The 26,528-nt window shown below is 65.3% G+C and carries 22 protein-coding genes and 1 tRNA gene; 13 read left to right on the plus strand and 10 right to left on the minus strand.

Going from position 1 to position 26,528, the window contains the following annotated elements; all coding sequences use genetic code 11:
* Positions 1–110: 110 nt before the first annotated feature.
* The 8 genes from NOV74_RS02535 to NOV74_RS02570 all read left to right on the plus strand — a co-directional run bounded on the left by NOV74_RS02535 (position 111) and on the right by NOV74_RS02570 (position 10,598).
* The gene (locus NOV74_RS02535) at positions 111–1,865 is read left to right on the plus strand and encodes an L-lactate permease (protein WP_257308969.1); all 1,755 of its coding nucleotides are present in this window, start codon (positions 111–113) and stop codon (positions 1,863–1,865) included.
* Between the two features lie 95 nt (positions 1,866–1,960).
* Positions 1,961–4,816, plus strand: coding sequence for an FAD-binding and (Fe-S)-binding domain-containing protein (locus NOV74_RS02540; RefSeq protein WP_257308970.1), 2,856 nt, complete (start codon positions 1,961–1,963; stop codon positions 4,814–4,816).
* Entirely contained in the window at positions 4,813–5,559 is a 747-nt protein-coding gene (locus tag NOV74_RS02545) for a (Fe-S)-binding protein (protein WP_257308972.1), read from the plus strand. Before NOV74_RS02540 ends, NOV74_RS02545 begins: the two co-directional genes overlap by 4 nt.
* Positions 5,549–6,982, plus strand: a complete 1,434-nt coding sequence (locus NOV74_RS02550; protein WP_257308975.1) for a LutB/LldF family L-lactate oxidation iron-sulfur protein — start codon at positions 5,549–5,551, stop codon at positions 6,980–6,982. The genes NOV74_RS02545 and NOV74_RS02550 overlap by 11 nt, the downstream gene beginning before the upstream one ends.
* Positions 6,975–7,658 carry a LutC/YkgG family protein gene (locus tag NOV74_RS02555; protein WP_257308976.1) on the plus strand — a complete coding sequence of 228 codons (684 nt, stop codon included), beginning with the start codon at positions 6,975–6,977 and terminating at the stop codon, positions 7,656–7,658. The genes NOV74_RS02550 and NOV74_RS02555 overlap by 8 nt, the downstream gene beginning before the upstream one ends.
* Positions 7,659–7,694: 36 nt before the next feature.
* Positions 7,695–7,771, plus strand: a tRNA-Met gene (locus NOV74_RS02560).
* A gap of 772 nt (positions 7,772–8,543) precedes the next feature.
* Entirely contained in the window at positions 8,544–9,299 is a 756-nt protein-coding gene (locus NOV74_RS02565) for a type IV toxin-antitoxin system AbiEi family antitoxin domain-containing protein (RefSeq protein WP_257308978.1), read from the plus strand.
* 102 nt (positions 9,300–9,401) lie between these two features.
* Positions 9,402–10,598: an ATP-binding protein gene (locus NOV74_RS02570; protein WP_257308980.1), complete on the plus strand. Its 1,197-nt coding sequence runs from the start codon at positions 9,402–9,404 to the stop codon at positions 10,596–10,598.
* 552 nt (positions 10,599–11,150) lie between these two features.
* Here the strand turns inward: NOV74_RS02570 and NOV74_RS02575 are convergent.
* Positions 11,151–11,699, minus strand: a complete 549-nt coding sequence (locus NOV74_RS02575) for a peroxiredoxin (RefSeq protein ID WP_257308982.1) — start codon at positions 11,697–11,699, stop codon at positions 11,151–11,153.
* 335 nt (positions 11,700–12,034) lie between these two features.
* Here NOV74_RS02575 and dinB point away from each other — a divergent pair, with 335 nt between their 5' ends.
* Positions 12,035–13,198: a DNA polymerase IV gene (dinB, locus tag NOV74_RS02580; RefSeq protein WP_257308984.1), complete on the plus strand. Its 1,164-nt coding sequence runs from the start codon at positions 12,035–12,037 to the stop codon at positions 13,196–13,198.
* A 170-nt stretch (positions 13,199–13,368) separates the two neighbouring features.
* A complete protein-coding gene (locus NOV74_RS02585) occupies positions 13,369–13,827 on the plus strand; it encodes a nuclear transport factor 2 family protein (protein WP_257308986.1) in 459 nt (152 codons plus the stop codon).
* A gap of 66 nt (positions 13,828–13,893) precedes the next feature.
* On the opposite strand, the gene NOV74_RS02590 is transcribed toward NOV74_RS02585, so the two are convergent.
* Positions 13,894–16,437, minus strand: a complete 2,544-nt coding sequence (locus NOV74_RS02590; protein WP_257308988.1) for a ligand-binding sensor domain-containing protein — start codon at positions 16,435–16,437, stop codon at positions 13,894–13,896.
* Positions 16,438–16,500: 63 nt separating this feature from the next.
* On the minus strand, positions 16,501–17,610 hold the full coding sequence (gene bshA / locus NOV74_RS02595; protein ID WP_257308990.1) for an N-acetyl-alpha-D-glucosaminyl L-malate synthase BshA: 1,110 nt from the start codon (positions 17,608–17,610) through the stop codon (positions 16,501–16,503).
* Positions 17,611–17,660: 50 nt separating this feature from the next.
* Between bshA and NOV74_RS02600 the strand changes: the two genes are divergently transcribed.
* The 3 genes from NOV74_RS02600 (at position 17,661) to NOV74_RS02610 (ending at position 19,721) form a co-directional block, all read left to right on the plus strand.
* Positions 17,661–17,918: a YggT family protein gene (locus NOV74_RS02600; RefSeq protein WP_257308992.1), complete on the plus strand. Its 258-nt coding sequence runs from the start codon at positions 17,661–17,663 to the stop codon at positions 17,916–17,918.
* An 11-nt stretch (positions 17,919–17,929) separates the two neighbouring features.
* Complete coding sequence (locus NOV74_RS02605) at positions 17,930–18,481, plus strand: DivIVA domain-containing protein (RefSeq protein ID WP_257308993.1); 552 nt, start codon at positions 17,930–17,932, stop codon at positions 18,479–18,481.
* 67 nt (positions 18,482–18,548) lie between these two features.
* On the plus strand, positions 18,549–19,721 hold the full coding sequence (locus NOV74_RS02610; RefSeq protein ID WP_257308994.1) for a thiolase family protein: 1,173 nt from the start codon (positions 18,549–18,551) through the stop codon (positions 19,719–19,721).
* Positions 19,722–19,791: 70 nt separating this feature from the next.
* Here NOV74_RS02610 and NOV74_RS02615 read toward each other — a convergent pair whose 3' ends face one another.
* The 7 genes from NOV74_RS02615 to NOV74_RS02645 all read right to left on the minus strand — a co-directional run bounded on the left by NOV74_RS02615 (position 19,792) and on the right by NOV74_RS02645 (position 26,447).
* Entirely contained in the window at positions 19,792–21,291 is a 1,500-nt protein-coding gene (locus tag NOV74_RS02615; protein WP_257308995.1) for an OmpP1/FadL family transporter, read from the minus strand.
* Between the two features lie 153 nt (positions 21,292–21,444).
* Positions 21,445–22,191, minus strand: coding sequence for a tryptophan synthase subunit alpha (gene trpA / locus NOV74_RS02620; RefSeq protein ID WP_257308997.1), 747 nt, complete (start codon positions 22,189–22,191; stop codon positions 21,445–21,447).
* Position 22,192: 1 nt separating this feature from the next.
* Entirely contained in the window at positions 22,193–23,377 is a 1,185-nt protein-coding gene (gene trpB, locus NOV74_RS02625; protein WP_257308999.1) for a tryptophan synthase subunit beta, read from the minus strand.
* The gene (locus NOV74_RS02630) at positions 23,370–24,008 is read right to left on the minus strand and encodes a beta/alpha barrel domain-containing protein (RefSeq protein ID WP_257309001.1); all 639 of its coding nucleotides are present in this window, start codon (positions 24,006–24,008) and stop codon (positions 23,370–23,372) included. Before NOV74_RS02630 ends, trpB begins: the two co-directional genes overlap by 8 nt.
* Positions 24,005–24,841: an indole-3-glycerol-phosphate synthase gene (locus NOV74_RS02635; RefSeq protein ID WP_257309003.1), complete on the minus strand. Its 837-nt coding sequence runs from the start codon at positions 24,839–24,841 to the stop codon at positions 24,005–24,007. Before NOV74_RS02635 ends, NOV74_RS02630 begins: the two co-directional genes overlap by 4 nt.
* Entirely contained in the window at positions 24,838–25,872 is a 1,035-nt protein-coding gene (gene trpD, locus NOV74_RS02640) for an anthranilate phosphoribosyltransferase (RefSeq protein ID WP_257309005.1), read from the minus strand. Before trpD ends, NOV74_RS02635 begins: the two co-directional genes overlap by 4 nt.
* Positions 25,869–26,447 carry an anthranilate synthase component II gene (locus NOV74_RS02645; RefSeq protein ID WP_257309007.1) on the minus strand — a complete coding sequence of 193 codons (579 nt, stop codon included), beginning with the start codon at positions 26,445–26,447 and terminating at the stop codon, positions 25,869–25,871. The genes trpD and NOV74_RS02645 overlap by 4 nt, the downstream gene beginning before the upstream one ends.
* Positions 26,448–26,528: the final 81 nt, after the last annotated feature.

A 26,528-nucleotide genomic window follows, 5' to 3' on the forward strand; every position in this document is an offset into this window, starting at 1 on the left:
AAGCAGTCGTCTTGCCTATGGTCTGACCACTAGACCCATTGTAGGCTTCCACCAGGATCTTTCCAAAAACTCTATCTCTCAATCCCCTTCCCCCCCATCTTGGAGGCTGCATGACCCCCTGGACCCAAGTCTATTCCCCCGTCGCGGGGAATATCTTCCTATCAGCCCTGGTGGCCGCATTGCCGGTTTTCGTGCTCCTGGGCTTCCTGGCCAAGCATGTGAGGGCTCACTACTCAGCCATTTTGGGGCTCATCACCTGTCTATCCGTTGCCATCTTCGTCTACAAGATGCCTGTGGGCATGGCCGGCATGGCAGCCTTCAATGGCGCCCTTGTAGGCTTGCTGCCCATCGGCTGGATTGTGCTGAACGCCATCTTCATCTACGACATCACGGTGAAATCCGGTGATTTCGAGGTGGTCAAGCACTCCATCGCGGGTCTGGCTTCGGATCGCCGCATCCAGGCACTGCTGATCGCCTTCAGCTTCGGCGCCTTCATTGAGGGCGCGGCCGGTTTCGGAACGCCCGTGGCGATTTCCGCGGCGATGCTCATTGGCCTGGGCTTCCGCCCCATGCAGGCTGCGGGGTTGGCCCTCATTGGCAATACGGCTCCGGTCGCCTACGGCGCCTTGGGCACACCCATCATCGCCCTCGCTGGCGTGACTGGTCTCCCTCTGGACATGCTGAGCGCCGCTGTGGGCCGCATCCTGCCCGTCTTCTCCCTGGTCGTCCCGTTCTGGATCATCTGGACCATGGCCGGACGCAAGGCGATGCTCGAAGTCTGGCCGGCCTGCCTGGTGGCCGGCGGCAGTTTCGCCATCACCCAATTCCTGGTGAGCAATTACCACGGTCCGTGGCTGGTGGACATCATCGGCGCCATCGTTTCCATGGTTGCTTTGGTCATTTTCCTCAAGGTCTGGCAGCCCAAGAACATCTGGCGCTACGAACACGAGCGGGACGAGTCTGTGGCGGCGAATGTGGCTCAGAGCAAGGTCAAGGTTGTTAAGGCCTGGATGCCCTGGATCTTCCTGTCCGTCTTCGTGTTCGCCTGGGGCACCCCTCACGTCAAGAACTTCCTCAATGGTGGTACCAAGGCCCAGCCGAACTTCCTTTATGGCAAGACCGTGAAGAATTTCGAAATCCCCCTGCTCCATAACAATGTCGAAAAGGCTCCGCCGGTCGTGGCCAAGAAGTCCAAGGAAGCCGCGGTCTACTCTCTCAACTGGCTCTCCACCACGGGCACCAGCCTGTTCCTCGCCGGCATCTGCAGCGGCTTGCTGCTTGGATTTGGCCCCTGGGAACTGCTCAAGATCTTCGGCAACACGATCAATCGCGTGAAGATCTCCCTGCTCACCATCGCCGCCATGCTGGCCCTGGGCTTCACCTCCAAGTCCGCAGGTCTGGACGCCACCATGGGTCTGGCCTTCGCCGCCACCGGCGCACTCTTCCCCTTCTTCAGCGCCATGCTGGGCTGGTTGGGCGTGGCTCTCACCGGCAGTGACACCTCCTCCAATGTGCTGTTTGGTGGCCTCCAGAAGATCACGGCCCAGCAGCTGGGCCTGAATCCGGTCCTCACCGCCGCGGCCAACAGCGCCGGTGGCGTCATGGGCAAGATGATCGACGCCCAGAGCCTCGTGGTGGCCTCGGTCGCCACCAACCAGCAGGGCGAGGAAGGCAACATTCTCCGCTACGTGTTCTTCCACAGCCTTTCCTTGGCCGCGCTGGTCGGAGTCGTGATCTTCCTCTATGCCAAGGTTCTGCCGGCCAATTGGATGCCCCAGGTTCCCCCCGCTCCCGCAGTGGTGGAGACAACCCCTGCTGCTCCTGCGGCTCCAGCCACCCTGCCCGCCCCCGCCCCTGCCAAGTAGGCCGGGCGGCATTTTGACGTAAGACCCGGGTCCCGCCGCGCTCTACAGGCCGGCGGGACCTTTTTCGCGATCGCCCGACCCAGAGGATATTTCTCATGAGCACCACCACCGCCACTTCCCTGAGGGAATCCCTCGTGTCCATCGTCGGTCCCGACCGTGTTCTCGACCGGCCGGTGGACTTGATCGCCTTTGCTGCGGACGCGAGCTTCTACCGCCTTATCCCAAAGGCGGTGGTCTTTGCGAGCAGCGTGGAGGAGGTCAAATCGCTGTTCCGGCTCAGTCACGAGACCCGGATTCCCATGACCTTCCGAGCCGCAGGCACCAGCCTCTCGGGGCAGTCCGTGTCGGACGGCATCCTGGTGGAAGTGGCCCGCAACTGGCGCGGCATCCAGGTGCTGGAGGGAGGCGCCAAGGTGAAGGTCCAGCCCGGCGTCATCGGCGCCCATGTGAATCATGCGCTGCGCCCCTATCGCGCCAAGATGGGCCCCGATCCCGCCTCCATCAACACGTGCACCGTGGGCGGCATCCTTTCCAACAACTCCAGCGGCATGTGCTGTGGCGTCACGCAGAACGCCTACCACACACTGGAATCCCTGACCTTCGTCCTGCCCTCGGGCACGGTGATCGACACCGCCGCGCCGGATGCCGACGCCCGGTTCCGCGAAGCCGAGCCGGCCCTTGCGGAAGGGTTGTTGAGGCTCAAGCAGGACCTCGAAGCCAACCGCCCCCTGGCTGAGCGCATCCGCGCCAAATACAAGATGAAGAACACCACGGGCTACTCGCTCAACGCCCTCATCGACTTCGACCGGCCCGTGGACATCTTCCGCAACGTGCTGGTGGGATCCGAGGGCACCCTGGCCTTCATCGCCGAGGCCGTCCTGAACACCGTGCCGGACCTGCCGGTGAAGGTGACGGGCCTCCTCATCTTCCCGGACCTCCACGCGGCCTGCGCGGCCATCGTGCCCCTGCGCGACGCCGGAGCCGCGGCCCTGGAGCTGCTGGACCGGGCCTCCCTGCGTTCCGTGGAGAACCAGGCGGGCATCCCCGCTGGCATCAAGTCCCTGCCCGAGGGCGCCGCCGCCTTGCTGGTGGAGTTCCAGGGGCCGGACGAATCCGCTCGCGCCGAGCTGGAACGGCTGGCGCTGGCCGCCACCTCGGGGCTGAAGCTCCTGGAGCCGGCCCGCTTCACCCACGATCCGGTGGAACAGGCGCTGCTGTGGAAGATCCGCTCGGGCACCTTCCCCTCCGTGGGCGCGGTCCGCAAGCGGGGCACCACGGTGCTGATCGAGGACGTCGCCTTTCCGGTAGACAAGCTCGCCGATGCCGCCGTGGACCTCACAAAGCTCTTCGCCAAACACCGCTACGACGAGGCCATCCTCTTCGGCCACGCCAAGGACGGCAACCTGCACTTTGTCATCACCCAGTCCTTCAACGATCAGGTGGAGGTGGACCGCTATGCCGCCCTCATTGATGACGTGGTGGAATTGGTCGTGAAGAAATACGATGGCGCCCTGAAGGCCGAGCACGGTACGGGGCGCAACATGGCCCCCTTTGTGGAGGCCGAATGGGGCCCCGAGGCCAAGGCCGTCATGGAGCAGCTCAAGAATCTGGTGGATCCCAAGCGCCTGCTGAACCCCGGCGTGATCCTGAATGCCGATCCCCACTGCCACCTGTCTGACCTCAAGCCGATGCCCGGCGTCGAGGAGGAAGTCGACAAGTGCATCGAGTGCGGGTACTGCGAGCCCAAGTGCCCCAGCCGGGAACTCACCCTGACACCCCGTCAGCGCATCGTCGTGCGGCGCGAGATGGCCCGCCTCGAAGGCAACCGCGAGAACCCCGCCCTGCTCTCCTCCCTGCAGGGGGCCTTCCCCTACATGGCTCTGGAGACCTGCGCGACGGATGGCCTGTGCGCCACTGCCTGCCCCGTGGGCATCGACACCGGCCAGCTCACCAAGCGATTCCGCCGCGCCAGCCACAGCCGCCGCGCCCAGAAGATCGCCCTGACCGTGGCCCGCAACTTCGCCACGGTGGAGCCGGCCATGCGCCTGGCCCTCCGGTCCGGGCACATCGTCCAGAGCCTCTTCGGTCCCAAGGCCATGCCCTTCATTACCCGGATCATGAAGACCTTCGGTGCCTCCCACCAATGGAGCCCGGAGATGCCCAAGCCCGCCAAGGCGCCGCTCCCCGTGACTTTCATGGAAGGTGCGCAGGCCATCTATTTCCCCGCCTGCCTCTCCCGGATGATGGGCCACCTGCCCGGCGAGCCCGAGGAGATGAGCCTGGTGGAGGCGCTGGTGAAGGTGTCCGCGCGGGCCGGCTACCCGGTCCACATCCCCTTCGACGTGGAAGGCACCTGCTGCGGCGTGCCCTTCTCCTCCAAGGGTTACGATGAGGCCCATCGCTACACCATCAATCGCACGATCGAGAAGTTCTGGGAGTGGAGCCAGCAGGCTCGGCTCGCCATCGTGATGGACACCAGCCCCTGCACCTACGGCGTACTCACCAGCCGCGGCTACCTCACGCCCGAAAACCAGGCGAAGTTCGACAAGCTGGAAATCATCGACAGCACGGCCTTTGCCAACGACGTGCTGCTGCCCCGGTTGAAAGTGACGCACAAAGTGGGCTCCGTGGTGCTCCATCCCGTCTGTTCGGTGACGAAGATGAACCTCCTGCCTCAGTTGGAGGGGGTCGCCAAGGCCTGCGCGGACAAGGTCGTGGTGCCGCGGGATGCCGGCTGCTGCGGCTTCGCCGGCGATCGCGGCTTCACCCACGCCGAATTGACGGCCTCCGCCACCAAGCACGAGGCCCGCGAAGTGAAGGCCGAGTCCTTCGACGGCCACTACGCCAGCAGCCGCACCTGCGAAGTGGGCATGACCCGTTCCACGGGCCAAGTCTATCGAAGCTTCCTATACTTGCTCGAATCCGCGACTCGACCGGAGGCCTCCAAGTGAACGGTACCAAGCCCAAGAAGGTCTATTTCTACGGCACCTGCCTCGTAGACCTGTTCTTTCCGGACGCCGGTATGGCCGGCATCCAGCTCCTGCGCCGGGCCGGCGTGGAAGTAATCTTCCCCGAAGGCCAGACCTGTTGCGGACAGCCCGCCTTCAACTGCGGCTACTGGGAGGAGGCCCGGGACGTGGCCCGCACCCAGGTGGCCCTCTTTCCTCAAGACCTACCCGTGATCCTGCCCTCCGGCAGCTGCGCGGGCATGATGAAGGTTCACTACCCCGAGCTGTTCCACGGCCAGCCCGACGAGGCCAAGGTCCAGGCCTTCAGCGCCCGGGTCTACGAGCTGACCCAGTTCCTCGTGGATGTGCTGGACGTGCGGTTGCAGGATTTGGGCGAACCCGTGAAGGTCACCTGGCACAGCTCCTGCCACGCGGTCCGCGACCTGGGCCTCAAGGGCGAGCCCCAGGCCCTCATCGGCCAGCTGGCGAACGTGGAACTGGCGCCCCTCACCCGGGAGTATGAGTGCTGCGGCTTCGGTGGCACCTTCGCGGTGCGCCATCCCGAAATCTCCGGCGCCATGGTCACCGACAAGATCGCGGATGCCACCGCCACGGGTGCCTCCGTCGTCCTGTCCACGGACGGTGGCTGCCTGATGAATGTGAACGGTGCGCTGGAAGCCAAGAGCAGCAAGCTCAAGGTCCAGCACATCGCCGAATTCCTGTGGGAGCGCACCCGTGCACGCTGAGAACGAAGTCCATTTCAGGGATGCCGCCGCCAAGGCCCTGCTGGATCCCCAGCTCCGGGCCAACTTCCGCCGCGCCATGGACGGCCTCATCGCCAAGCGCCTGGCCCAGTTCCCCGATCCGAGGGATCTCCAGGATCTGCGCGACCTCAGCACGGCCATCCGGTCCCGCAGCCTGCTCTGTCTGCCGGAGCTGCTGGAGCAGCTCGAGGCCAACTGCGCCAAGAACGGCATCAAGGTCCACTGGGCCGAGACCTGCGAACAGGCGAACCAGCTGATCCTGGGCATCCTCCAGGCCAAGGGCGCCAAGACCCTGGTCAAGGGCAAGAGCATGGTCTCCGAGGAGATGCATCTCAACGCCTTCCTCGAATCCAAGGGCATCGAGGCTCTGGAATCCGATCTGGGCGAGTACATCATCCAGCTCGATGGCGAGACGCCGAGCCACATCATCATGCCGGCCATCCACAAGAACAAGGATCAGATCGCCCGGCAGTTCAGCCAGAAGATCAAGGACGCGAAGTATACCGAGGACGTGGACGAGCTCACGGCCATGGCCCGAAAGGTGCTGCGCCAGAAGTTCCTCGACGCCGATGCGGGCCTGTCCGGCGTGAACTTCGCCGTGGCCGAGACCGGGACCCTCTGCCTGGTGGAGAACGAAGGCAATGGCCGCATGAGCACCCATGTGCCACCGCTCCACATCGCAGTCATGGGCCTGGAGAAGGTCGTGGCGCGGTTGGAGGATGTGGCCCCGCTCTACGCCATCCTCACGCGCTCCGCCACAGGCCAGGCCGTGAGCACCTACTTCAACCTGATCACCGGGCCCCGCGGCGAAGGCGAGAAGGACGGCCCCCAGGAAGTCCACCTGGTCATCCTCGACAACGGCCGGTCCCGCATCTACGCCGATCCCCAGCTGCGCGCCACCCTGCGCTGCATCCGCTGCGGCGCCTGCATGAACCACTGCCCCGTGTACACCCGCGTAGGCGGCCACGCCTACGAAGCCGTCTATCCAGGCCCCATCGGCAAGATCCTCACGCCGCAGATGGAAGGCGTGGGCGTCCGTCACGACCTCATCCATGGTTCCAGCCTCTGCGGTGCCTGCGGCGAGGTCTGCCCCGTGGAGATCCCCATCCCCGAGATCCTGGTGCGTCTGCGCCGGGAGGCCACCCACAGCGACGTGGGCTCGAACGTGGCCGGCAAGGGGACGGGCCGCACCGCCACCGAGGATTGGGCCTGGCACCTCTGGGCGGGTGTGCTCAAGCGCCCCGCGCTCTACCGGGTCGCCACCTGGTTCGCCACACGCTTCGGGAAAGCCCTGCCCGCCAGAGCACCGCTGATCAAGAACTGGACCCAATTCCGCACGAAACCCGTTCCGGCCCGCCGCTCGCTCACCGAACGCCTCCGCGCCGAGGGAGTCTCCCATGAGTAGTCCGAACCCGTCCGCCTCTGACTCGCGCACCGCCATTCTCGGCCGCCTTCGCGCCTCGGGCGATTCCGGCCCCCTGCCCGCCCTCGACACCGCCGTTCTCGAGCGCCGCCAGTGGGATCCCGCCGAGCGCGTCACCCGGTTGCGCAAAGGCATGGAGGCAGTCCACACCGAGTTCCTAGAGGCGAAGCCAGATACCTGGGCCGCCGTGGTCCGCGCCTTCTGTGACCGCGAGGGACTGAAGAACCTGCTGTACGGTCCCGTCAGCGAAGCGGGCACGACTCTGGCCGCCACCTGGGCACCCGGCGGCCCCAAGCTGGTGCCCTACGACCGCCCGGTGGAAACCTTCAAGCAGGAGCTGTTCGGAGCCATCGACGCTGGCTTCACCGGCACCGTGGGTGGTGTCGCCGAGACCGGCGGCCTATTGCTGATGCCTGGTCCCGCCGAGCCCAGGCTCATGTCCTTGGTGCCGCCCATCCACATCGCGCTGCTGCGGGCCTCCACGATCCAGGACAGCTTCTGGTCCGCCATAAAAGCCCTGGGCTGGGGCCGCGCCCTGCCCCCCAACGCCCTCATGATCTCCGGCCCCAGCAAGACCGCCGACATCGAGCAGACCCTCGCCTACGGCGTCCACGGTCCCAAGCGTCTCATCGTGGTGCTGGTGGACGATCTGAAGTAGACGCAGACCCGCGCCCACGCTAGACTGCTCCTTCATGGCTGGGTAGCTCAGGTGGTTAGAGCGAGGGTCTCATAATCCCTAGGTCGGCAGTTCGAGTCTGCCTCCAGCCACCACTAAACAAAGCACTTAGCGCCATCTTCCAAGGTGGCGCTTTTTGTTTTTTCTACAATTTTTCTACAATCGCCAGCCGAAGGCCGTGGGATTCCATGTGGTCTGGTGCGGCTGGTGGACGTTGGGATAGCTTCAGCCGGGAAGATTTCTGGCCGGTTCAGGGTGGATCTGGACGCTCCAGGCATGCACGTCCCGATACCGCTGAACGGCAGATGGAGATCAGGCCGATTGGTGCTGCCGATCCGGAAGATTTGGGCGAACCGTTCGGGCTGGGAAAGCGCCAGGGGACAGCCCGAAGGGCTAGGACCCTGCGGGTGGCAAGTTGGACCGGTGGTCTCAGTGTTGCGCCTGCGGCGCATGACTTGTGTCGCGGGGGCTTGCGACACCACAAGACATGGTGCGCCCTGAGGGGGCTCGCCACGGAATGCCACATCGCGGAGGTAAACCCATGAGCAAGCTAGCCCAACCCAGGGCCAGGAGCGTGGTGCATGCGCGAATCGGGCGCGAAGCCTACGAGATCCTGGAATCGTTCGCAGGCCACCGAGGGTGCTCCCTCACCCAGGCTCTGAAAGACCTGCTCCAGGAGCTTCGGCAGCGAGAGATCGAGGACACCGCGTCTTCTCGTCTGGACTCCATCGCCCGATCCCTCCTGGCACTCCAGGAGCAGGCCGCCCGACATGCCACTCGGATCGAGGCTGTCGTGGCAGTCATGCGGAGCATCGAGAGCGGGCAGACCGAACGAGAGGCCCAGATTCTTCAGAACCTCGCGGGTGGGTGGATGAACTTCAGGCGGAAGGACGTTACACCTTCACCAAGGACGAGGCATCCAGAGCTACCCGCCTCGTCGATCCAAACTTGCGGATCTACCTGGGGCGGTTGGTCAGCAAGGGGCGGTTGGCTATGCCCCGGCGCGGGTTCTTCGTGATCGTCCCTTTGGAACATCGCTCACAGGGCGGGCCGCCCGCCCCCTGGTTCCTCGACGACCTGATGGCAGCCGAAGGCCGTGAATACTATGTGGCCCTCATGTCCGCCGCCGCCATCCATGGTGCGTCCACCCCACCCCTTCCGGCGCTCCAGGTCATGGTGGAGTTCCAGCGGAGGCCCTTGCAGGTTGGGCACCACCGGATCGACTTCTTCGTCCGCCCATCCGCCGATCTAATGCCTCGGCGGGAGGTGAAGACGCCCACGGGCACCATGATGGTTTCTACCCCGGCCAGCACCGCGCTGGACCTTGTGGCTTACCGGCGCGACATCGGGGGGCTTGACCGCGCCACATCCTTGATCTCCAGCTTTGCAGATCAGATCGACACCTACGACCTGCTGTTGTCCGCCAGACGGGCCAACCCACCCACCTTCCAGCGCCTGGGCTTCCTCCTTGAGCAGATGGGCAAGGAGGAGCAGGCGGAGGAGATCGAGATCATCCTCCGGTCCGTGAAACACGACATCGTCAAACTTCATCCCGGCGTTCCCGTCGGGGATTCGGCCTTCTCGAACCGATGGTTGCTCTGGCTTAACAGTGAACACGGGTAGAGTTCGAGGTCCTGAAGAGGCAAAGTTTTCAGTTCTTACAGATGATTATACCATTTCAAAATATGATATTGAATCGGTCGTTAATAGCCCTAGACTCTATTTATGATCCAACGGGACCTCCTGCCCATCCTTCTACGCTGGGCCGCCGCCTACCCAGTCGTGACCCTGACAGGGCCTAGGCAGTCGGGGAAGACGACCCTATGCAAGGCGGCCTTTCCCAGCAAGCCATACGTGAGCCTGGAGCCGCTGGAGACCCGGGCCTTCGCCCTGGAGGACCCCAGAGGGTTCCTGGCCCAATACCCTGATGGCGCCATCCTCGACGAGGTCCAGCACGCCGCCGGACTGCTCAGTTACATCCAGGACATGGTGGACAGGGACCCCGCCCCTGGTCGCTTCATCCTCACAGGCTCTCAACATTTCGGGCTGAGCGAGGCGGTGAGCCAGTCCCTGGCCGGAAGGACGGTCATCCTCCACCTGCTGCCGCCCAGCCTGGGCGAGCTGCGCCGATTCCCGGCGGCCCCGAAGGACTTGTTCTCCACGCTGTTCATGGGAGCCTACCCCCGCATCCATGACCAGGGCATCCCGCCGGAACGGTGGCTGGCCGACTATGTCGCCACCTATGTCCAACGCGACGTTCGGCAGGTGCTCAACGTGGGCGACCTGCTGGGCTTCAACACCTTCCTCCGCCTCTGTGCAGGCAGCACGGGGCAGGAACTCAACCTCTCCCGCCTCGGGGCGGATGCCGGGATCTCCCAGCCCACGGCCAAGGCATGGCTCTCGGTGCTGGAGAGCAGCTTCCTATGCTTCCGCCTGGGCCCGTGGCACACGAACCACCGCAAGCGGCTCGTCAAGGCCCCGAAGCTGCACTTCTACGATGCGGGCCTGGTCTGCTATCTACTCGGCATCCGCACCGCCGAGCAGCTTGAGACCCACCCCCTGAGGGGCTCGATCTTCGAAACCTGGGTGGCCTCCGAGGTCATGAAGATGCACCTGCATCAGGGCCTGGAAGCCTCGGCGTTCCACTACCGGGAGGTCTCTGGCTTGGAGGTGGACCTTGTCATCCAGGGCCCCGACCGGACACGCCTCGTGGAGTTAAAGTCGGGACGCACCATCGACGGCTCCTGGCTGAAGCCGCTCCTGGAGGCCAAGGCGGCCCTGGAGGTCGGAGCACCGAACCAGGGGTTTGAGCCCATCTTGGTCTATGGTGGTGATCAGCGGCAGCGCCGGAACGATGTCGAAATACGTCCCTGGGACAGCCTCGAAGACCTGGGTCCGTCCCCCGATATCGACCGTGGGTGAACAAGGATTGAAACGAACAGGTGGTTTCGATCCTCGCCATCCCGCGCCACCATTGGATCCCAGCGATTTTCGTCCAGGTCCTCATAATCCCTAGGTCGGCAGTTCGAGTCTGCCTCCAGCCACCACCAAGAAGATCGGAGCCAGGGCTCCGATCTTCTTCTGTACGCCCGGCAGATAAGCAGGCTCGAACTGCCGAGAAACAGCGGCGGCCCGGTAGGCCGCAGTGAGCAAGGCCCCAGTGGGGCCTGCGTAGCGTCCGCGGCCGGGGCCAGCCGCTGGCCAGTTCGAGTCTGCCTCCTTCGGGCCACGCGGACGTGGCCCGAAGTCTTACGTCAGCCACCACCAAGAAGATCGGAGCCAGGGCTCCGATCTTCTTCTGTACGCCCGGCAGATAAGCAGACTCGAACTGCCGAGAAACAGCGGCGGCCCGGTAGGCCGCAGTGAGCAAGGCCCCAGTGGGGCCTGCGCAGCGTCCGCGGCCGGGGCCAGCCGCTGGCCAGTTCGAGTCTGCCCGACGGTTCCGAACAAACCAAAGCCCGCGCCCTTTCGGAATCATTGCTTGGCAGGGTGCTCTTTCCACTTCCGCAGGGCCGCCAAGGTGTTCATCACATGCTGTTCAGGCTTCAGGTCCGTGAAGGTATAGAGAATTCGCCCATCCGGCGTGATGACATAGGAGGTGCGATTGGCGAATTGTGGCTTGGCCGGATGAATGGCGTCATAGGCCTTCATGATGGCTTGGTCTGGATCTGCGGCGACCGCGAACTTTCCTCGGCACTCAGTGACAGAGAAGCGGTTGAGCTTCTCGATGTCGTCGTGGGACACGCCAATCACTGTCGCACCCAGAGCCTTGTACTGATCCACGGCGTCGGCGAATTCATGGGCCTCGATGGTGCAGCCCGGGGTGAACGCAGCTGGATAGAAGTAGAGGACCACGGGCCCCTGCTTCAGACTTTCGGCCAACGAGTAATCAAACACCTTGCCGCCCAAAGAGGCCTTGGCATGGAAATCGGGGGCCTTGTCTCCGACCTTCAAGGCCGCGAAGGCCGGCGTCAACCAGAGCAAGGAAGCCAATGCGAGTGAGATGTTTCCCCGGACCTTCATTCGCGTCTCCTTTCCCAAATTCCGTCATCCGAAGGATCCGACTGACGGGGGTGTGAATTCTGATCACACTGCGCCACCGCCGCAAGGTGGCGCGTCTTGGGGGGTGCCTGAAACCATTGGTCCGAGTTGACTTGGAAATTTGTCTATTCGATTTATTTTCGCTATCCTGATCCACCGCAAGGAAGTCCGATGGATCTCATTCCAACCTCGCAGCCAGGAATTCGCCAAGAGCCTTGTAGAGGGCAAGTGGTCCATCCAGGCCTGGTGATACGCATCGTGAATCGAAGGGATCTGCGGTGATCGAGGGTGGGCCCCTCGGCGCGGAGGGTATCCGCATGTCGGGCCGGCCCCGTCGCATCGCCCACCTGGATATGGATGCCTTCTTCGCGTCAGTGGAGCTGCGAGAGCACCCGGAGTTGAAGGGCCTGCCTGTCGTCGTCGGAGGCCGGCGCCCCGTGGCAGCTGAGGATGGGAAGGATTACCCGAGATTGAAGGACTACGTGGGCCGGGGCGTGGCCACCACGGCCACCTACGAGGCGCGTGCCTTCGGAGTGCACAGCGGAATGGGTCTGATGAAGGCGGCGACGCTGGCGCCAGAGGCCATCTTGCTGCCCGCCCACTTCGAGGCGTATGCCCAGGCGTCCCGGGCTTTCAAGGCCGCCGTGGCGGTAGTGACACCCCTCATCGAGGACCGCGGCATCGATGAGATCTACCTCGATCTGACCAACGTTCCTGGCGAATCGATGGAGTTGGCTCGGCGCTTGAAGGAAGCCGTGCGCCAAGCCACCGGCCTCACTTGTTCCATCGGCATCACGCCCAACAAGCTGCTCTCCAAGCTGGCCTCTGAGCTGCAGAAGCCGGATGGCATAACCATCCTCGGGTTCGATGACATTCCGACCCGTATCTGGCCCCTGCCCTGCTCTGCCATCAACGGCATCGGACCCAAGGCCACGGCCAAACTGGAAAGCCTCCAACTCTGGACCATCGGAGACCTGGCCAAAACCGATCCGGCCTGGCTGATCGAGCACTTCGGGCGTAGCTACGGGGCCTGGTTGCATGAGGCTGCGAATGCCAGGGACGATCGCCCCCTGGCGCTGTCCCGCAACCCCAAATCCATCAGCCGGGAAACCACCTTCGAGCGGGACCTGCATCCCAGGCTCGATCGGGAACAACTGTCGCGCATCCTGGTCGACCTGTGCGAGCGCCTCGCCGGAGACCTCGAGCGCAAGGGCTACCTGGCCTACACCATCGGAATCAAGCTGCGGTATGAAGATTTCAGCACGGTCACCCGCGACCAAACCCAGCCATCCCCCATCGCTGATGTGGCCTCCCTGCAAGGTGCCGCCAGGGCTTCCTTGAAACGGGTGGCGCTCGATCACAGGCTGCGCTTGCTGGGGATTCGCGCCGGTTCACTTGTAAAAATTGGGGAGTACCGGTTGGGTCCAGGGATCGCATCTCGTGTGGCTGAACCAGGCCTCTTTGACCACCTGGATCCATGACTTGCATTAAGCCTCAAACGTGAGTTCCAGGGTTCCCTCGATTCGGTGCGTACCTCATCCCCTGATTACCTTTATGGACTCATCCAGGATTCCGTGATCAATCCGGGGAACCAAAGTGGACTCAACCTCATCGGTAAACCAAGGGTCTATCCCTGAAACCGGAGGGCACCATGCCACGGGGCGCTTTGAAATCCTCGTTGTTGCTCGTGGGGACCTTGGGCATGGCTGAGGCGCCAGAAGATGCGACCCCCATGCCAGCAGCCCTGTCGGTCCGATCGACCCCCCGCACGGATGGCATCGCTTCGGTGGTTGAGCACTGGGCGAAGGCTTGGCTTGACGGAAATTCGGAGGCGATGCTTGCCTGCCTCCATCCAGCCCTGGCCAAGCACATCCTTGGGTTGGAAACGCCCCCCAGCCAGGAAGCTCTGCAGCGCCTTATCGGAGTCCAGTCGATTCTCGGGAAGGCGGTACGCGATCGTATTTCCGAAGCGGACGTAAAGGTATTGGACGTCCAAGGCCGAAGCGGGAGTGCTCGGGTGGACCTGGGGCCCTGGACGGCCTTCATCCATCTGGCTGCCCACCACGACGGTTGGGCGATCGCCAATGTGCTCTGGGAATGGCGGAGCTAGGTTCGCATCGAGGAAAGCCCTGGAGGTTGCCGCTCGGGGTCGCCAGGAATTGGTCGGACGGACACGCTACTCTTCCGCCTCCGGTCGCCCCTTCCCCGCCCTGAACCTTTCGGGGTACATGGCTTGTGCGCAATCGGGGCAGATGCCGTGGGTGAAGTCGGCGTCGGAATGGGCGGAAATGTAATGCTCGAGCTGATTCCAGTAGCCCTTGTCATCGCGAATCTTCTTGCAGGTAGCGCAGATCGGCAGCAGGCCGGAGAGCTGGTTCACCTTGCCGAGGGCAGAGGACAGCTCTTCGTTCCGGGCCCGTAATTCCTCGGTCCGTCTGGCCACGAGAGCCTCCAGGTCGACCTTGCTGCGGGCCAGGGTCGCCACGCGGAACCGCAGGATGACGAAGCCGATTCCCAGGAACGCGAGCCCTCCGAGGCCCAGAGCCCACCATGTGCGCCACCAGGGAGGGAGAACGCGGAAGTCGAGGCCAGCCACAGGGCCGAAGACACCGTCCCTGCCCGCGGCACGGGCCTCGAACCGATAGTGACCGCCGGGCAGCGCGGGGTATCGCACCACGGGGGCATCCACTTCCCGCCAGGCATCTTCAAGGCCCAGGAGTCGCACCTGGAAGCGCGCCTGCCGCTCATCCAGGTAGGTAGGTGCCGCCACCCGGAATGTCACGGTGGCCTCGCGGTGCGCCACTGACGCCAAGGTTCCATAGGGTGGCTCCAGCTGCCTGGTCCCATAGGCGAACTGGAGGATATGCGCCTGCGCTGGCGGTATCTGGGCCTCGGTTCCAGGAGCTTCGTAACGCACCAGTCCTGCAGCCGTGCCGACCCAGATGCGACCTGTCTCCGCCAGCAGGGCCTGGATGGCGCAGTCCTCACTCACCATCCCATCCTGCTGCCCGATGTGGAGCGGCGGATCCAGGCGGTCCAGGCCTTGGTCCGTCGTCGCCCAGGACTGCCCCTGGGCGTCGACCTCGACCGCGTAGATCTGGTTGGATTGAAGGCCCTGGCCCTTGACGCGCTGTTCCAGCACCGTGAGCCGATCTCCGTCCACACGGATTCGCGTGAGCCCCTGAGGCTCCTGGTAGTGGACCCAGGCACTGCCATCGGGCAGGAAAGCCATGCCGTAGAGGCCGAAAGGAAGCAAGCCCTGCTTCTCCGTGAACAGCCGCCAGGGGCCGTTGGCGTCCTTCAGATACAACCCCGCGGTGGTCGCGGCCCAAAGGCGGCCCTGGGCATCCTCCCGGATGCGAAAGGCCCCGAGGGCATCCGTTCCTGTGCCCTTCACTTCCTGGACAAGCCGGCGCGTGGCTGGATCCCAGCGGAGGATTCCGTAGCGGACGTGGCTCAGCCAGACCCGGCCCCTGGAGTCCTGCATCACGCTGTTCACGGCGAAGCCGAAGTCCCCCAGCGGGGCCGGCTCCGCTTCTCGGTGTCCAGGCCTGAGCCAGAGGGTAGGTCCGATGGTGCTGACCATCCAGAGGGTGCCGGTCCGGTCCAGGGCCAGGTTCTTGATGCGATGGCCGGCGGTGCCAGAAATGCGGGTTACAGCCTTGGAACTCACCCGCACGGCGCCATCGTCCGTGGCCGCCAGCAGCTCGCCTCCCGGAGTACGTGTGATGGACCAGACCACTTCGCCGGAAGTTCCGGCCGCCAGGGCATGGTTCCAGACCCGACCGCCGCCCTGGAGCCGCGCCAAGGCCGTGCCGAGAATCCAGAGGGTGCCCTCCCGGTCGCGAAAGACCGTGCGGACCCAGCGGAACGGCAGACCCCCCGTGGCATCGAGGCGTTCGGTACCATCCCCCGAGAGGTGCAGGGCCCCGGCCTGGGTGGGCAGCCAGATGGAACCATCGACATCCTTGAAGGGGACACTGTTGGGGGATAAGCTCGCGCCCAGACGTGCGGACTGGTCGGTGAACCGGGCCGCCTCAGGTGATTTCACAACCAGGCTCCGCCCGGAGCCTGCCCAGATGCGGCCGCTTCCGTCCTCCACAATCATGGCGATCCCATCCGCGGGGAGGCCCTGGGCCGGGCCCCAGTCCCTGCGGGTTCCATCCGGCAGGAAAGTGGTGATACCCGCCTTCGTACCCAGGTACATCACCCCACTGGATCCTGCGGCCAAAGTGAGGTTCAGACCGGCCGGCCTGGGGGCACGGAACCGGAACTGCAGCCCCTCCTCCTGGACGAACAATCCCTCGCGGGTCACAACCCAAAGCCGGCCCTTAGGGTCAAGGGCGATGGCTTCAGCGGGCGGGGTCCCCGGCAGATTGTCGAAGCGGGCCGGCTCGATCCGTCCCGCCCGAAGCCGCACCAGGCCCCGGAGGGTGGCTGCCCACACGCCCCCTTCCCGCGCCGGAAACACCCGGTGGATGAAGCCGGAGGGGAGCCCGTCTTCGCGGGTCCACCGGCGTGAGTGACCGCCCTCGTAGCGCAGCAGGCCGCTTTCCGTCCCCACCCAAATGAACCCATCCGCATCCTGGGTGAGGGTGGTGATGGCCCCAGAGGGCAGGCCTTGGGCTGGGCCCAGGATGGCAAAGGGCCGATGCCAGCCCTCGGAGGCCAGGCAGAAGACCCCCAGCAGCCCCGCCAAGATGACCCGAATCCACGGCATTCCCACTCCCACCCAGTTCCAGCTCTATCGGAGACGCCATCACTCTGCCTGAATTCGGGGAGGTCAGGCCTGGTGCAGCACTCGCCGGTAGAGCGCTTCGTACCGATCCACGATGGGCCCTTCCGCGAAGGTGCCAAGGGCACGTTCGCGGGCGGCCTCGCCCATGGTGCGACGGAGTTGCTCGTCGCGGAGGAGCCTCAAAGCGTCAGCCGCCATGGCCTCCACGTCGCCCACAGGCTCCAGGAAACCGTCCACACCGTGGCGTACGACCTCCGGCAACCCGCCCACACGGCTGGCGATCACCGGCACCCGGTGGCCCATGGCTTCCAGGGCCGCCAGGCCAAAGCTCTCGGTGGCGCTGGGCAGCAGGAAGAGGTCGGAACAGGCCAGCACGGTGCCGATATCCAGCTGCTTGCCGGTGAAGCGGACTTCCGAGGCGAACCCGCGGTCACGGCAGTAGGCTTCGGCCTCGACCCGATCCGGCCCATCGCCCACCATCACCAGGCGGGTGGGAACCTCCTTGCGGACGAGTTCGAAGACCTTCAGCACGTCCATCACACGTTTCACAGGCCTGAAGTTGGAAATGTGGGTCAGCACTGAGGTGCCTCTGGGCGCCAGCCAGGCCCGGCAGTCCGGGCGTTCCTGGCCCGGCGGTTCGACGAAGTTGCTGATGACATCAATGGTGCGGTCCACGCCAAAGGTGCGGTAGGTCTCGTCTCGCAGATACTCTGAAACCGCGGTCACGCCATCGCTCTCCCGGATGGCCATCTTCACCATGGTCAGGTAGCTCGGATCGCTACCCACTACGGTGATGTCCGTGCCATGCAGGGTGGTCACGACCTTCAGGGACGGGATGGCCATGCGAGCCAGCAGGGCCGCCATGGCATGCGGGATGGCGTAGTGGGCGTGGATGATCTCAAGCCCATGGTGCTCGGCCACGTCCGCTATCTTGGAACCGAGGGCGATGGAATACGGGGCATCCTCGAAGAGCGGATAGGTCGTGGCTCGCACCTCATGGAAGCTGATGCGGTCCTCGAAGCCCACCAGGCGCGGCGGCACGCTGGGGCTGAGGATATGCACTTCGTGGCCCCGGGCCGCTAGGGCTTTGCCAACTTCGGTGGCCACGACGCCCGAACCGCCGAAGGTGCCATAACAGGAGATGCCGATGCGCATGGAGAAGCCTCACTACCCGCTATGATGAACGGGTTCCCGGGATCCTGACCATGCCCCTTCTCTTCCTCATTGCCTACTACCTGCTGACGGCCCTGAGCTGGCTGCTGATCGCCACAGCTCTGCTGTCCTGGTTCCCCATCGATCCGGGAAACAAATGGATCCGGTTCCTCCATGCCATCACCGACCCCATCCTCCACCCCATCCGGACACTCATTCCGCCCATCGGCGGCTTCAGCTTCGACATCCTCATCGCCTTGATGCTGCTTTGGCTGGTGCAAAGTGTCCTGGCAAAGGCCATCCATTCCTGAACGGAGGTGCCATGAAGTACACGCCCCTCGACATCCAGCGCCGGGAATTCGAGAAAGCCTTCCGCGGCATTGAGGAATCCGAAGTGCGGACCTTCCTCCACGAGGTGGCCGCTGAGTGGGAGGAACTCCTGGCCGAGAACCAGAAGCTGAAGGAGGAGATCCTGGATAACCGGGAACGCCTCCGCCAATACCAGGACCAGGACCGCATCTTCCGGGAAACGCTCCTGCAGGCCCAGCGCACTCGCGAGGACGTGCTGGACGGCGCCAACCGCGAGAAAGAACTCATCCTGCGCGAAGCCCAGTTCAAGGCCGATGAGGTCATCCGGGATGCCCAGCAGCACGTGGTAGAGCTGGAAGTCCAGATCCGCAACCTCAAGATGGAGCGCACCCGGTTCGTCCGGGAGGTGGAATCCCTCATGGAACGCACTCGCCGCCACATCCAGGATGAGGTGCCCGATATTTATCTGGCCCCGCCACCGACCCTGAACCTGGAAGGACTGGATCTCAGCACGCTCGATGAGCCGCCCATCCCGTCTGTGCGCCGGCCGAAAGGCACTAATTAGCTGTCGGATCTCACCTGATAGACGAACCCTGACGGCTGAGAGCTGATAGCCATTTATTGGAGTCCCCATGTCCCACGCCGTGATCCTGAAATCCCTTCGCAGCCCCATTGGCAAGTTCCAGGGGGGCCTGGCGGCCCTGGCCGCGCCGGACCTGGCGGCCCAGGTAATCAAGGCGGTGCTGGCAGCTGTCCCTGGAGCCGCACCCACGGAAGCCATCTTCGGCAACGTGGTGAGCGCCGGCGTGGGCCAGGCTCCGGCCCGGCAGGCCGCGCTGCGGGGCGGGCTGCCCGCCAGCGTCTCGGCGCTCACCATCAACAAGGTCTGCGGTAGCGGGCTCAAGGCCATCCAACTGGCAGCCAACGCTGTGCGCCTGGGGGATCATGAGATCGCGCTGGCCGGCGGCATGGAATCCATGTCGAACGCGCCCTATCTCATGCCCAAGTTGCGAGCCGGAGCGCGTATGGGGCATACCGAGGCCAAGGACGCCATGATCCTCGACGGCCTTTGGTGCGCCATGACGGATCAGCACATGGGCCTCACCGGTGAGCTGGTAGCCGCCAAATACGGCATCAGCCGCGAAGTCCAGGACGCGTGGGCCGCCGAGAGCCATCGCAAGGCTGTGGCCGCGATGCAGTCCGGTGCCTTCAATGCCGAGATCGTGCCCATCGCCGTGCCCGGGCGGAAGGGCGATGTGATTATCAGTGAGGATGAAGGTCCCCGTTCCGACACGACGCCGGAAACGTTGTCGAAGCTGCGCCCCGCCTTCAAGAAGGACGGCACCGTCACCGCCGGCAATGCGCCCAGCGTGAATGACGGCGCCGCGGCCGCCTTGGTGACGACCGAAGCCTATGCCAAGGCCCACGGCCTGCCCATCCAGGCGCGCATCCTCGGCACGGCCACCGCCGGCCTGGATCCCGAATGGGTGCTCATGGCGCCCGTGGAGGCCATCCGCAAGCTCCTCGCCCAGATCGGCTGGGCCACGAGTGACGTGGACCTCTGGGAGATCAATGAGGCCTTCGCCGTGCAGCTGGTGGCCACCATGAACGAGCTGAAGCTGCCTGCGGATCGCATCAACGTCCATGGCGGGGCCGTCGCACTGGGCCACCCCATCGGTGCCTCAGGCGCCCGCGTGATGGCCACCTTGCTCCATGCCCTTGAACTGCACGGGAAGCAGCGCGGCGTGGCTGCGCTGTGCCTTGGAGGCGGGAACGCCATCGCCATGGCGGTCGAGCGCGTGTAATCCGAAGCGAGGCCACTTGAAAGAGGAAGGGCCCGGCATGCCGGGCCCTTCCTCTTTTTGGAACCTGGAACTAGAAGCTGTAGCGCAGCGAGACACCCAGGATGTCGATGGTGGCCTTCATCGTGGCGTTGAGGCTACCCCGGGTGAGGTTGTCGCCCGCAGAGGTCAGGTTGATCTTGCTGTCACTGATGAACAGGTGGCTGTAGCCAACGTCAACAGCCGTCTTCTTGGAGAGGTTGTAGGTCACGCCGAGGGAGACCCACTTGCGATCATTGTCAGGGATGCGCGGGGTGCGGTGGTTCTCATCCACGGCGCTCTGGTCATAGGCCAGACCGCCCCGAATCGTCCAGTCCTGGTTCACCTTCCAGGTGCCGCCCACGGAGTAGAACCAGGTGTCCTTCCAGCTCTCATCGGTGACAGAATCCGCCAGCCCCGTATCGAACTTCACGCGGAGTTCCTTGAAGCGGGACCAGGTGCTCTGGGCTACCTCGCCCTGCAGCGAGAACGTGGGGTTCACCTTCCAGTCGAAGCCCAACGAAGCCGTGGCCGGCAGCGCGAGATCAGCCTGTCCTTTGCCGTTGCGGAGACCAGCACCCTGCAGGGCCGCCAGATCCGTGGCAGGCATGGTGGTGGGATACTCGAAGGTGGCGTCGCCCTTCAAGGTCATGGTCATGGCGGCGGAATAGGCGCCACCCAAGCGGAAGTCAGGGCTGGGCTGCCAGGTGAAGCCCGCCTTCCAGCCGTAGCCCCAGCCGTCGCCCTTCAGGCCGGCCTTGCCGTCCCATGCGCCGGGGATGGCGTAGCCGGGCGTGCCGAAGGTGGCGTTGGGCGCACCCATGGCGATGGTGGCCACGGGGCTGTTCTGCGTGGGACTGGGCGCTGTGGTGGACAGGCCTGCTGCGGCAAGGCCGGAACCCACCTTCAGGGCCAGCGCCGTGCCGTAATCCACAGCATTGGTCAGCTCGGCATCAGCCTTGCGGGCAATGAATGCCACGCCGAAAGAGAACTGGTCGCTCACCCGGTAGGCCAGGCTGGGCGTGATGTCGATGGTCTTCAGGTCGGACTTCAGGCCGTGGTAGCGGCCGATCCAGTTGGCGTCGTACTCGGTGGTGAGACCAAAGGGCACGTTCAGGGAGAGCCCGAGCTTCAGGTCCTTGTTGACGCTGTACATGATGTTGAATTCAGGCAGGACGGCGGAAACCCCGGAATTTTTGTGGCTGGGGTCGCCCGAGATGGTGCTCAAGCTAGTCGTGGTATTGGGAACCACATTGAAGCCGAGCGCGGTCAGGGCCGGCGTACGGCTGGCGGTCATGTCCTGGAGCTTCACGTCCAGACCGACGTAGGTGCCGCCGAAAGAGAACTGCCAGCCATCGTACTGCGTCATCACCGCGGGATTGAAGAAGAGGGCGCTGATGTCGGCGCCGCCCGCGCTGACGCCGGCGAAGGCGTTGCCCTGGGAACTGGGGCTCTGCTCGCGCAACTGGAAACCGGAGGCCTGGGCCTGGGGAGCGAAGGCACCGGCGGCGATGAGGGTCAAGGCCGTGAGGGTGAGACGTGAACGGTGGATCATGGGCGCATGGCTCCTAATCCCGAATCCCGGGGTGGATGGCTGTTGGCAGCCGTTTCTGAAGGGCAAGATGGATCACGATACCAAATCGCCTCGCCCTTGCAACTTTCCTCAGGGTAGGATGAACCGCCCTCATTATTCACTACCTTTTGATCGTCATCCCAGCCCCCTAGAAAGCACTTCCACCAGGCCCCTTCCATTTGCCAGGGCCTGCACCAGTGCGGAACCCACCACGGGCGTGGCGCCCATGCTCCGCACGACGGCGAGGCTGGCGGCGTCGGCCAATCCGAAGCCAACGGCGAGGGGGCGGGCGGTGAGGGCCTGCAGGTCCAACACGCGCTCCCACACAGGTGCGAGATCGGTGCCGGAACCAACCCCCGTGACGCCAAGGCGAGCCACGATGTAGGCGAAGCGCTGGGCGAAGGGTGCCGAAGCTCCTGCGTCCGGGCGTTCCGACAGGATCTGCCGGGCCCGCTCCAACGTGGTCGTGGGGGCCAGCAACGGCACCATGGGATAGCCTGCGGCCCGCAACTCAGCCTCGAAGACCGCCTCTTCTCCGAAGGGCAGATCCACCACCAGCAGGGCCTTCACCGGTGTGGGAGCAAGCAGATCCTTCAGCCTCGATGCCCCGATCTGGAGCAGCGGATTCAGGTAGGTGAAGAGGATGAGGTCGGGACTGTCGGTGATCCCGGCGAGGGCTTCCAAGACTCGGACTGGGGTGGCACCCCGTGCGATCGCCCGGTGCGCGGCCGCCTGAAGCACCGGCCCATCCGCGATGGGGTCCGAGTGGGGCAGTCCCAGTTCGACGGCCTCGAGGCCCAGGGCCTTGGCGTCAGCCAGCAGCTGTGGCAGTGCTTCCAGCGAGGGATCGCCTGCCATGAGGAAGGGAAGCAACGGGTTCATGTCAGATCCCCAGACGCGACTGATAGGTGGACAGATCCTTGTCGCCCCGGCCGCTGAGACCCAGCAGGACCGTGGCGGCGCCTTCCCTGGCCAGTGCGGGCAGCGCAGCCAGCGCATGGCTGCTTTCCAGCGCAGGGAGGATGCCTTCGGTTTCACAGAGCAGGCGGGCACCTTCGAGTGCTTCATCATCGGAGGCACGGCGCACCTCCACTCGGCCGTCGAGCGCAAGCGCCGCGAGTTCGGGACCCAGCGCGGGGTAATCCAATCCGGCGCTGATGCTGGCGGTCTCGGCCGTGTGACCGTGCTCATCCTGGAGCAGGAGGGTCTTGCAGCCGTGCAGCACACCCATGCGCCCCCCATCGAGGCGCGCAGCGTGCTCGCCGAGGGCTTTCCCGTGGCCGCCAGCCTCCACGGCGATGCGGCGTAGGTCATCGTCCAGGAAAGGCAGCAGCAAGCCCAGGCCGTTGCTGCCCCCGCCAGCGCAGGCGAGGACGATCTCAGGCAGGCCACCGGACTGCTCCAACACCTGGGCGCGGGCCTCCTCGCCAATGACGGTCTGGAAGGTCCGCACCATGGTCGGGAAGGGATGCGGCCCGAGGGCCGAGCCAAGGATGTAGTGGGCCCGATCGCAGCGGCCAGCCCAGGCCCGCAGGGCCTCATTGACGGCCTCCTTGAGGGTGCCCTGCCCCGCCGCCACGGGCTCGACCTTGGTGCCGAAGAGTCGCATACGGGCCACGTTGGGCGCCTGCCGGGCCATATCCGTGACGCCCATGTAGACGGTGCAGGTCAGGCCCAGGCGCGCACAGGCCGCGGCGGTGGCCACGCCATGCTGCCCGGCGCCAGTCTCCGCGATGATTTCCGTCTTGCCCATGCGCCGGGCCAGCAGGGCCTGGGCGAGGGCGTTGTTGATCTTGTGGGCGCCGGTGTGGGTCAGGTCCTCCCGCTTGAGGAAGAGGGCCTTGAGCCCCACCTTCGCCGCCAGGCGTGGCGCGGGCGTGAGGGGCGTGGGGCGACCCACGAAGTGCCGCAGTTCAGCCTTCAGTTCGATCAGGAACGCGGGATCAGCCCAGGCGGCGCAGAAGGCCGCTTCCAGATCAAGCAGCGGTTGCATGAGCGTTTCCGGGGCGTAGCAGCCGCCAAGCTGCTGCGGGCCGAACCGCGTGGGAAGCGCGAACGAATCAGTCATGGGTTCCCTTTCCTGCCAAGGCTGCCTGTCTCGCGGCCGCGACGAACGCTGCCACCTTTGCTGGATCCTTCACGCCTGGGCCCGCCTCCAGACGGCTCGCCGCGTCGAAGCCGCGCAAGTACGGGCGAGTTTCGAGTGGGAGTGCGGCGACCCTGTCCGCCAGGTTGGCGCCATCCAGGCCACCGGCGAGCAGGAAGGGCCCGGGGGGCGGAAAGGCCATGGGATGGCCCTGCCCCGAGCCCCCGGGCACCCCAGTTTGGGCCGGGCTGGATTCCCACAGGTAGAGGTCTGCGGGCACCGCGGTCTGGCCCGGTTCGTCCGCCCAGGGCAGCAGGACGAAGAGGCCTGCCGCTCGCAACAACGCGATGCCGCGTTCGCATTCCGCCTTCGGCAGATAGGGTTGAACGCGCCGGACATTATGGCGTCGGGCTGTTTCGAAGACTGCCTCCGCGATTTCAGTCACCATCACCAAGACCGCGCGGTCGGCGAAGGCCTCCGCCACCGCCAGATTCGCGCAGTGCCGCGGGCTGGGAGGATGGAACACAAAGCCCAGCAGGTCCGCGCCCTGCTCCGCGGCGAAGGTCGCGTCTGCCGCAGTGGTGAGGCCGCAGACCTTGGCCACCAGGCTCATTGCGCCTCCTGGCGGAGGTCTGCGAAAACGCGCTCCAGGAACCCTTTGGGATCCGGGCTGCGCATGAGGGCCTCGCCGATGAGTACGGCCTCGAAACCCGCCCGCAGGGAGGCCTGGGCATCCTCAGGGGTGGCGAGGCCGGATTCGCGGACCAGCACCGCATCGGGAAAGGCTTGGCGCAAGGGCGCGGCGGTGGGTTCACCCAGGGTGAACGTGGAGAGATCCCGGGCGTTGATGCCCACCAGGCGGGCCCCAGACTCCTGGGCGAAGGGGACTTCCGTGAGGTCGTGCAGTTCCACGAGTGCCTCCATGCCCCGCTGCCGGGCGGCTTCGGCAAAGGTGGCCGTATGCCCTTTCAGCACCCGGACGATGAGCAGGACCGCCTCGGCGCCGCAGGCCTCGGCCTCCGCGAGTTGGGCCTCGGAGATGACGAAACCCTTGTAGAGCCTCGGCAGACCGAACTCTGCTGCGGCGGCGAGGTGAGCTGCGGCTCCGCGGAAATAGGCCGGTTCCGCCAGGATCGAGAAAGCCGTCGCGCCGCCGTCCTTGTAGGCCTGGAGCTGGGTCTGAAGGGGCGTGCCGGCAGCGAAGGGGCCGAGCGAGGGCGAAGCCTGCTTGTACTCGGCGATCACAGCTCCGCCCCGGGCCGCGGCTTCCCGTCTCAGGGCCAGCTCGAAGGGACCTGAGCCCTCCAGGGGCGCGCGAACCGGCGGTGCCGTTGGCGATGCCTGGGCGAGGCGGGCAAGTTCAGAGACCAGTACACGCTGGAGATGCGAACTTTTGGGCAGTCCGGTGCCCCGGACCAGCGATGCGGGATCAGGCAGGCGACTCACGGCTGCACCCCCGCCATGGGAAACGGCAAGGTAAAGCCGTGATCCAGGATGGCCCGCAGCTCGCGGAAGGTTTGGGCCAAGCCGTCCAGCGAACCGCCCTGATGCAAGATCAGTCCCAACCCTGCTTGCAAGGCCACGGCATCTGCCACGGCCGGGCGGAACTCCGCGTGGCCGGCCCCACCGAAGATGCCGCGGGCCACGGCCAGGGCCTCGCCCCGGTCGGCCACCCGCAAGGCGTGACGGCTGGGCTGGGTGATGCCCAGTTCCCGGGGAACGATCACCTGGGGCGCCAGGACCCGTCCCTCTCTCACCGCCACCACCGTCGTGGGGCCTTCAATGGAGGCTTCATCGAGCCCCTTCCCTTCCGCGTCCTTGCCGTGGATGACGAAGGCCCGCTCCAGGTTGGCACGCCGGGCCAGGGCCCCTGCCATGGGAGCCAGCAGCTCTTCGCGCGCCACGCCGAGCACCTGCAGGGGCGGATGCCCCGGATTCAAGAGCGGTCCCAGCAGGTTGAAGATCGTGGGGATGCCCAACCGGCGGCGGATCTCCCGGAGTCGGCCCATCAGCGGGTGGTAGGCCGGCGCGAAGAGGAAGACGAACCGGTGCTCCCGGAGGTCCGTCTCCAGGTCCGAGACCGCTCTGGAGAGGTCGTAGCCCAGGGCCTCCATCAGGTCGGCGCTGCCGCAGACACCCGTGGCGGCGCGGTTCCCGTGCTTCACCACGGGTACGCCGAGGGTCGGGAGAAATAGCGCCGTGAGGGTGCTGAGGTTGGCGGTGGAAGCCCCATCGCCACCCGTCCCCACCACATCGATGGCGCCGTCGGGCGCTTGCGGGAACGGCACCGCGACCTCGAACAGCGAATCCGCAAAGGCCGCCAGCTCGTGGGCCTCGGGCACCCGCTGGGCCAAGAGGGCCAGGCAGGCACCCACCAGCAGCGCGTCCGTGTCCTGGTCGATGAAGATATGCATGAGCTCCGAGGCGGTGGCCTCCGGCAGCGGGCGGATGGGGTTGTGGGTGGTCAGCAGGGTCATCGTCGAGTTTCCTTGGCGAGGTGGAGGAAGTTCGCGAGCATCGCCGGACCGTCCGGCGTGAGGATGCTTTCGGGGTGGAACTGCACCCCCCAGCGGGGCAGGTCGCGGTGGGCCATGGCCATGATCTCGCCACCGGAACTGCGGCCCGTGATGCGCCAACAGGCGGGCAGCGTGGCCGGATCCGCGATGAGGCTGTGGTAGCGACCCACGAGAAGGCCAGGAGGCAACCCCTGGAAGAGTCCCGTCCCGTCGTGTTCCAGGGCTGTGGCCTCGCCATGCAGAGGCTCGAGGGCCCGGATGACCCGGCCCCCGGTGGCCGCGGCCAGGGCCTGGTGACCCAGGCAGACGCCCAGCAGCGGGATGGTCCAGTCGGAACCCGCGAGGGCCATGTGCGCCGGGCTTTCCGTGGGGTGACCGGGGCCGGGCGAGAGCACCACGGCTTCGGGCCGGAGGGCCTTGGCCTCGTCGAGGGTGATGGTGTCGTGGCGGACGACCTTCACGGGAGCGCCCAGCGTCTCGAAGGCCTGCACCAGGTTGTAGGTGAAGGAATCCAGGGCATCGATAAGGAGGATCATGCCAACCTCCGCTCGGGAGCCGATGCCCTCTCCCTCCTATCGCGGCGCTCCTCCACGCCGCTCCTGTGCGCTTGGGCTGCG

This window comes from Geothrix fuzhouensis, assembly GCF_024609325.1.
Classification (GTDB): domain Bacteria; phylum Acidobacteriota; class Holophagae; order Holophagales; family Holophagaceae; genus Geothrix; species Geothrix fuzhouensis.

Excerpts from the sequence above, each read along its gene's own strand:
- NOV74_RS02535 (WP_257308969.1), top strand. The coding sequence starts at position 111 with ATGACCCCCTGGACCCAAGTCTATTCCCCCGTCGCGGGGAATATCTTC.
- NOV74_RS02540 (WP_257308970.1), top strand. The coding sequence starts at position 1,961 with ATGAGCACCACCACCGCCACTTCCCTGAGGGAATCCCTCGTGTCCATC.
- NOV74_RS02555 (WP_257308976.1), top strand. The coding sequence starts at position 6,975 with ATGAGTAGTCCGAACCCGTCCGCCTCTGACTCGCGCACCGCCATTCTC.
- NOV74_RS02570 (WP_257308980.1), top strand. The coding sequence starts at position 9,402 with ATGATCCAACGGGACCTCCTGCCCATCCTTCTACGCTGGGCCGCCGCC.
- NOV74_RS02575 (WP_257308982.1), bottom strand. The coding sequence starts at position 11,699 with ATGAAGGTCCGGGGAAACATCTCACTCGCATTGGCTTCCTTGCTCTGG.
- dinB (WP_257308984.1), top strand. The coding sequence starts at position 12,035 with ATGTCGGGCCGGCCCCGTCGCATCGCCCACCTGGATATGGATGCCTTC.
- NOV74_RS02585 (WP_257308986.1), top strand. The coding sequence starts at position 13,369 with ATGCCACGGGGCGCTTTGAAATCCTCGTTGTTGCTCGTGGGGACCTTG.
- NOV74_RS02590 (WP_257308988.1), bottom strand. The coding sequence starts at position 16,437 with ATGCCGTGGATTCGGGTCATCTTGGCGGGGCTGCTGGGGGTCTTCTGC.
- bshA (WP_257308990.1), bottom strand. The coding sequence starts at position 17,610 with ATGCGCATCGGCATCTCCTGTTATGGCACCTTCGGCGGTTCGGGCGTC.
- NOV74_RS02600 (WP_257308992.1), top strand. The coding sequence starts at position 17,661 with ATGCCCCTTCTCTTCCTCATTGCCTACTACCTGCTGACGGCCCTGAGC.
- NOV74_RS02605 (WP_257308993.1), top strand. The coding sequence starts at position 17,930 with ATGAAGTACACGCCCCTCGACATCCAGCGCCGGGAATTCGAGAAAGCC.
- NOV74_RS02610 (WP_257308994.1), top strand. The coding sequence starts at position 18,549 with ATGTCCCACGCCGTGATCCTGAAATCCCTTCGCAGCCCCATTGGCAAG.
- NOV74_RS02615 (WP_257308995.1), bottom strand. The coding sequence starts at position 21,291 with ATGATCCACCGTTCACGTCTCACCCTCACGGCCTTGACCCTCATCGCC.
- trpA (WP_257308997.1), bottom strand. The coding sequence starts at position 22,191 with ATGAACCCGTTGCTTCCCTTCCTCATGGCAGGCGATCCCTCGCTGGAA.
- trpB (WP_257308999.1), bottom strand. The coding sequence starts at position 23,377 with ATGACTGATTCGTTCGCGCTTCCCACGCGGTTCGGCCCGCAGCAGCTT.
- NOV74_RS02630 (WP_257309001.1), bottom strand. The coding sequence starts at position 24,008 with ATGAGCCTGGTGGCCAAGGTCTGCGGCCTCACCACTGCGGCAGACGCG.
- trpD (WP_257309005.1), bottom strand. The coding sequence starts at position 25,872 with ATGACCCTGCTGACCACCCACAACCCCATCCGCCCGCTGCCGGAGGCC.
- NOV74_RS02645 (WP_257309007.1), bottom strand. The coding sequence starts at position 26,447 with ATGATCCTCCTTATCGATGCCCTGGATTCCTTCACCTACAACCTGGTG.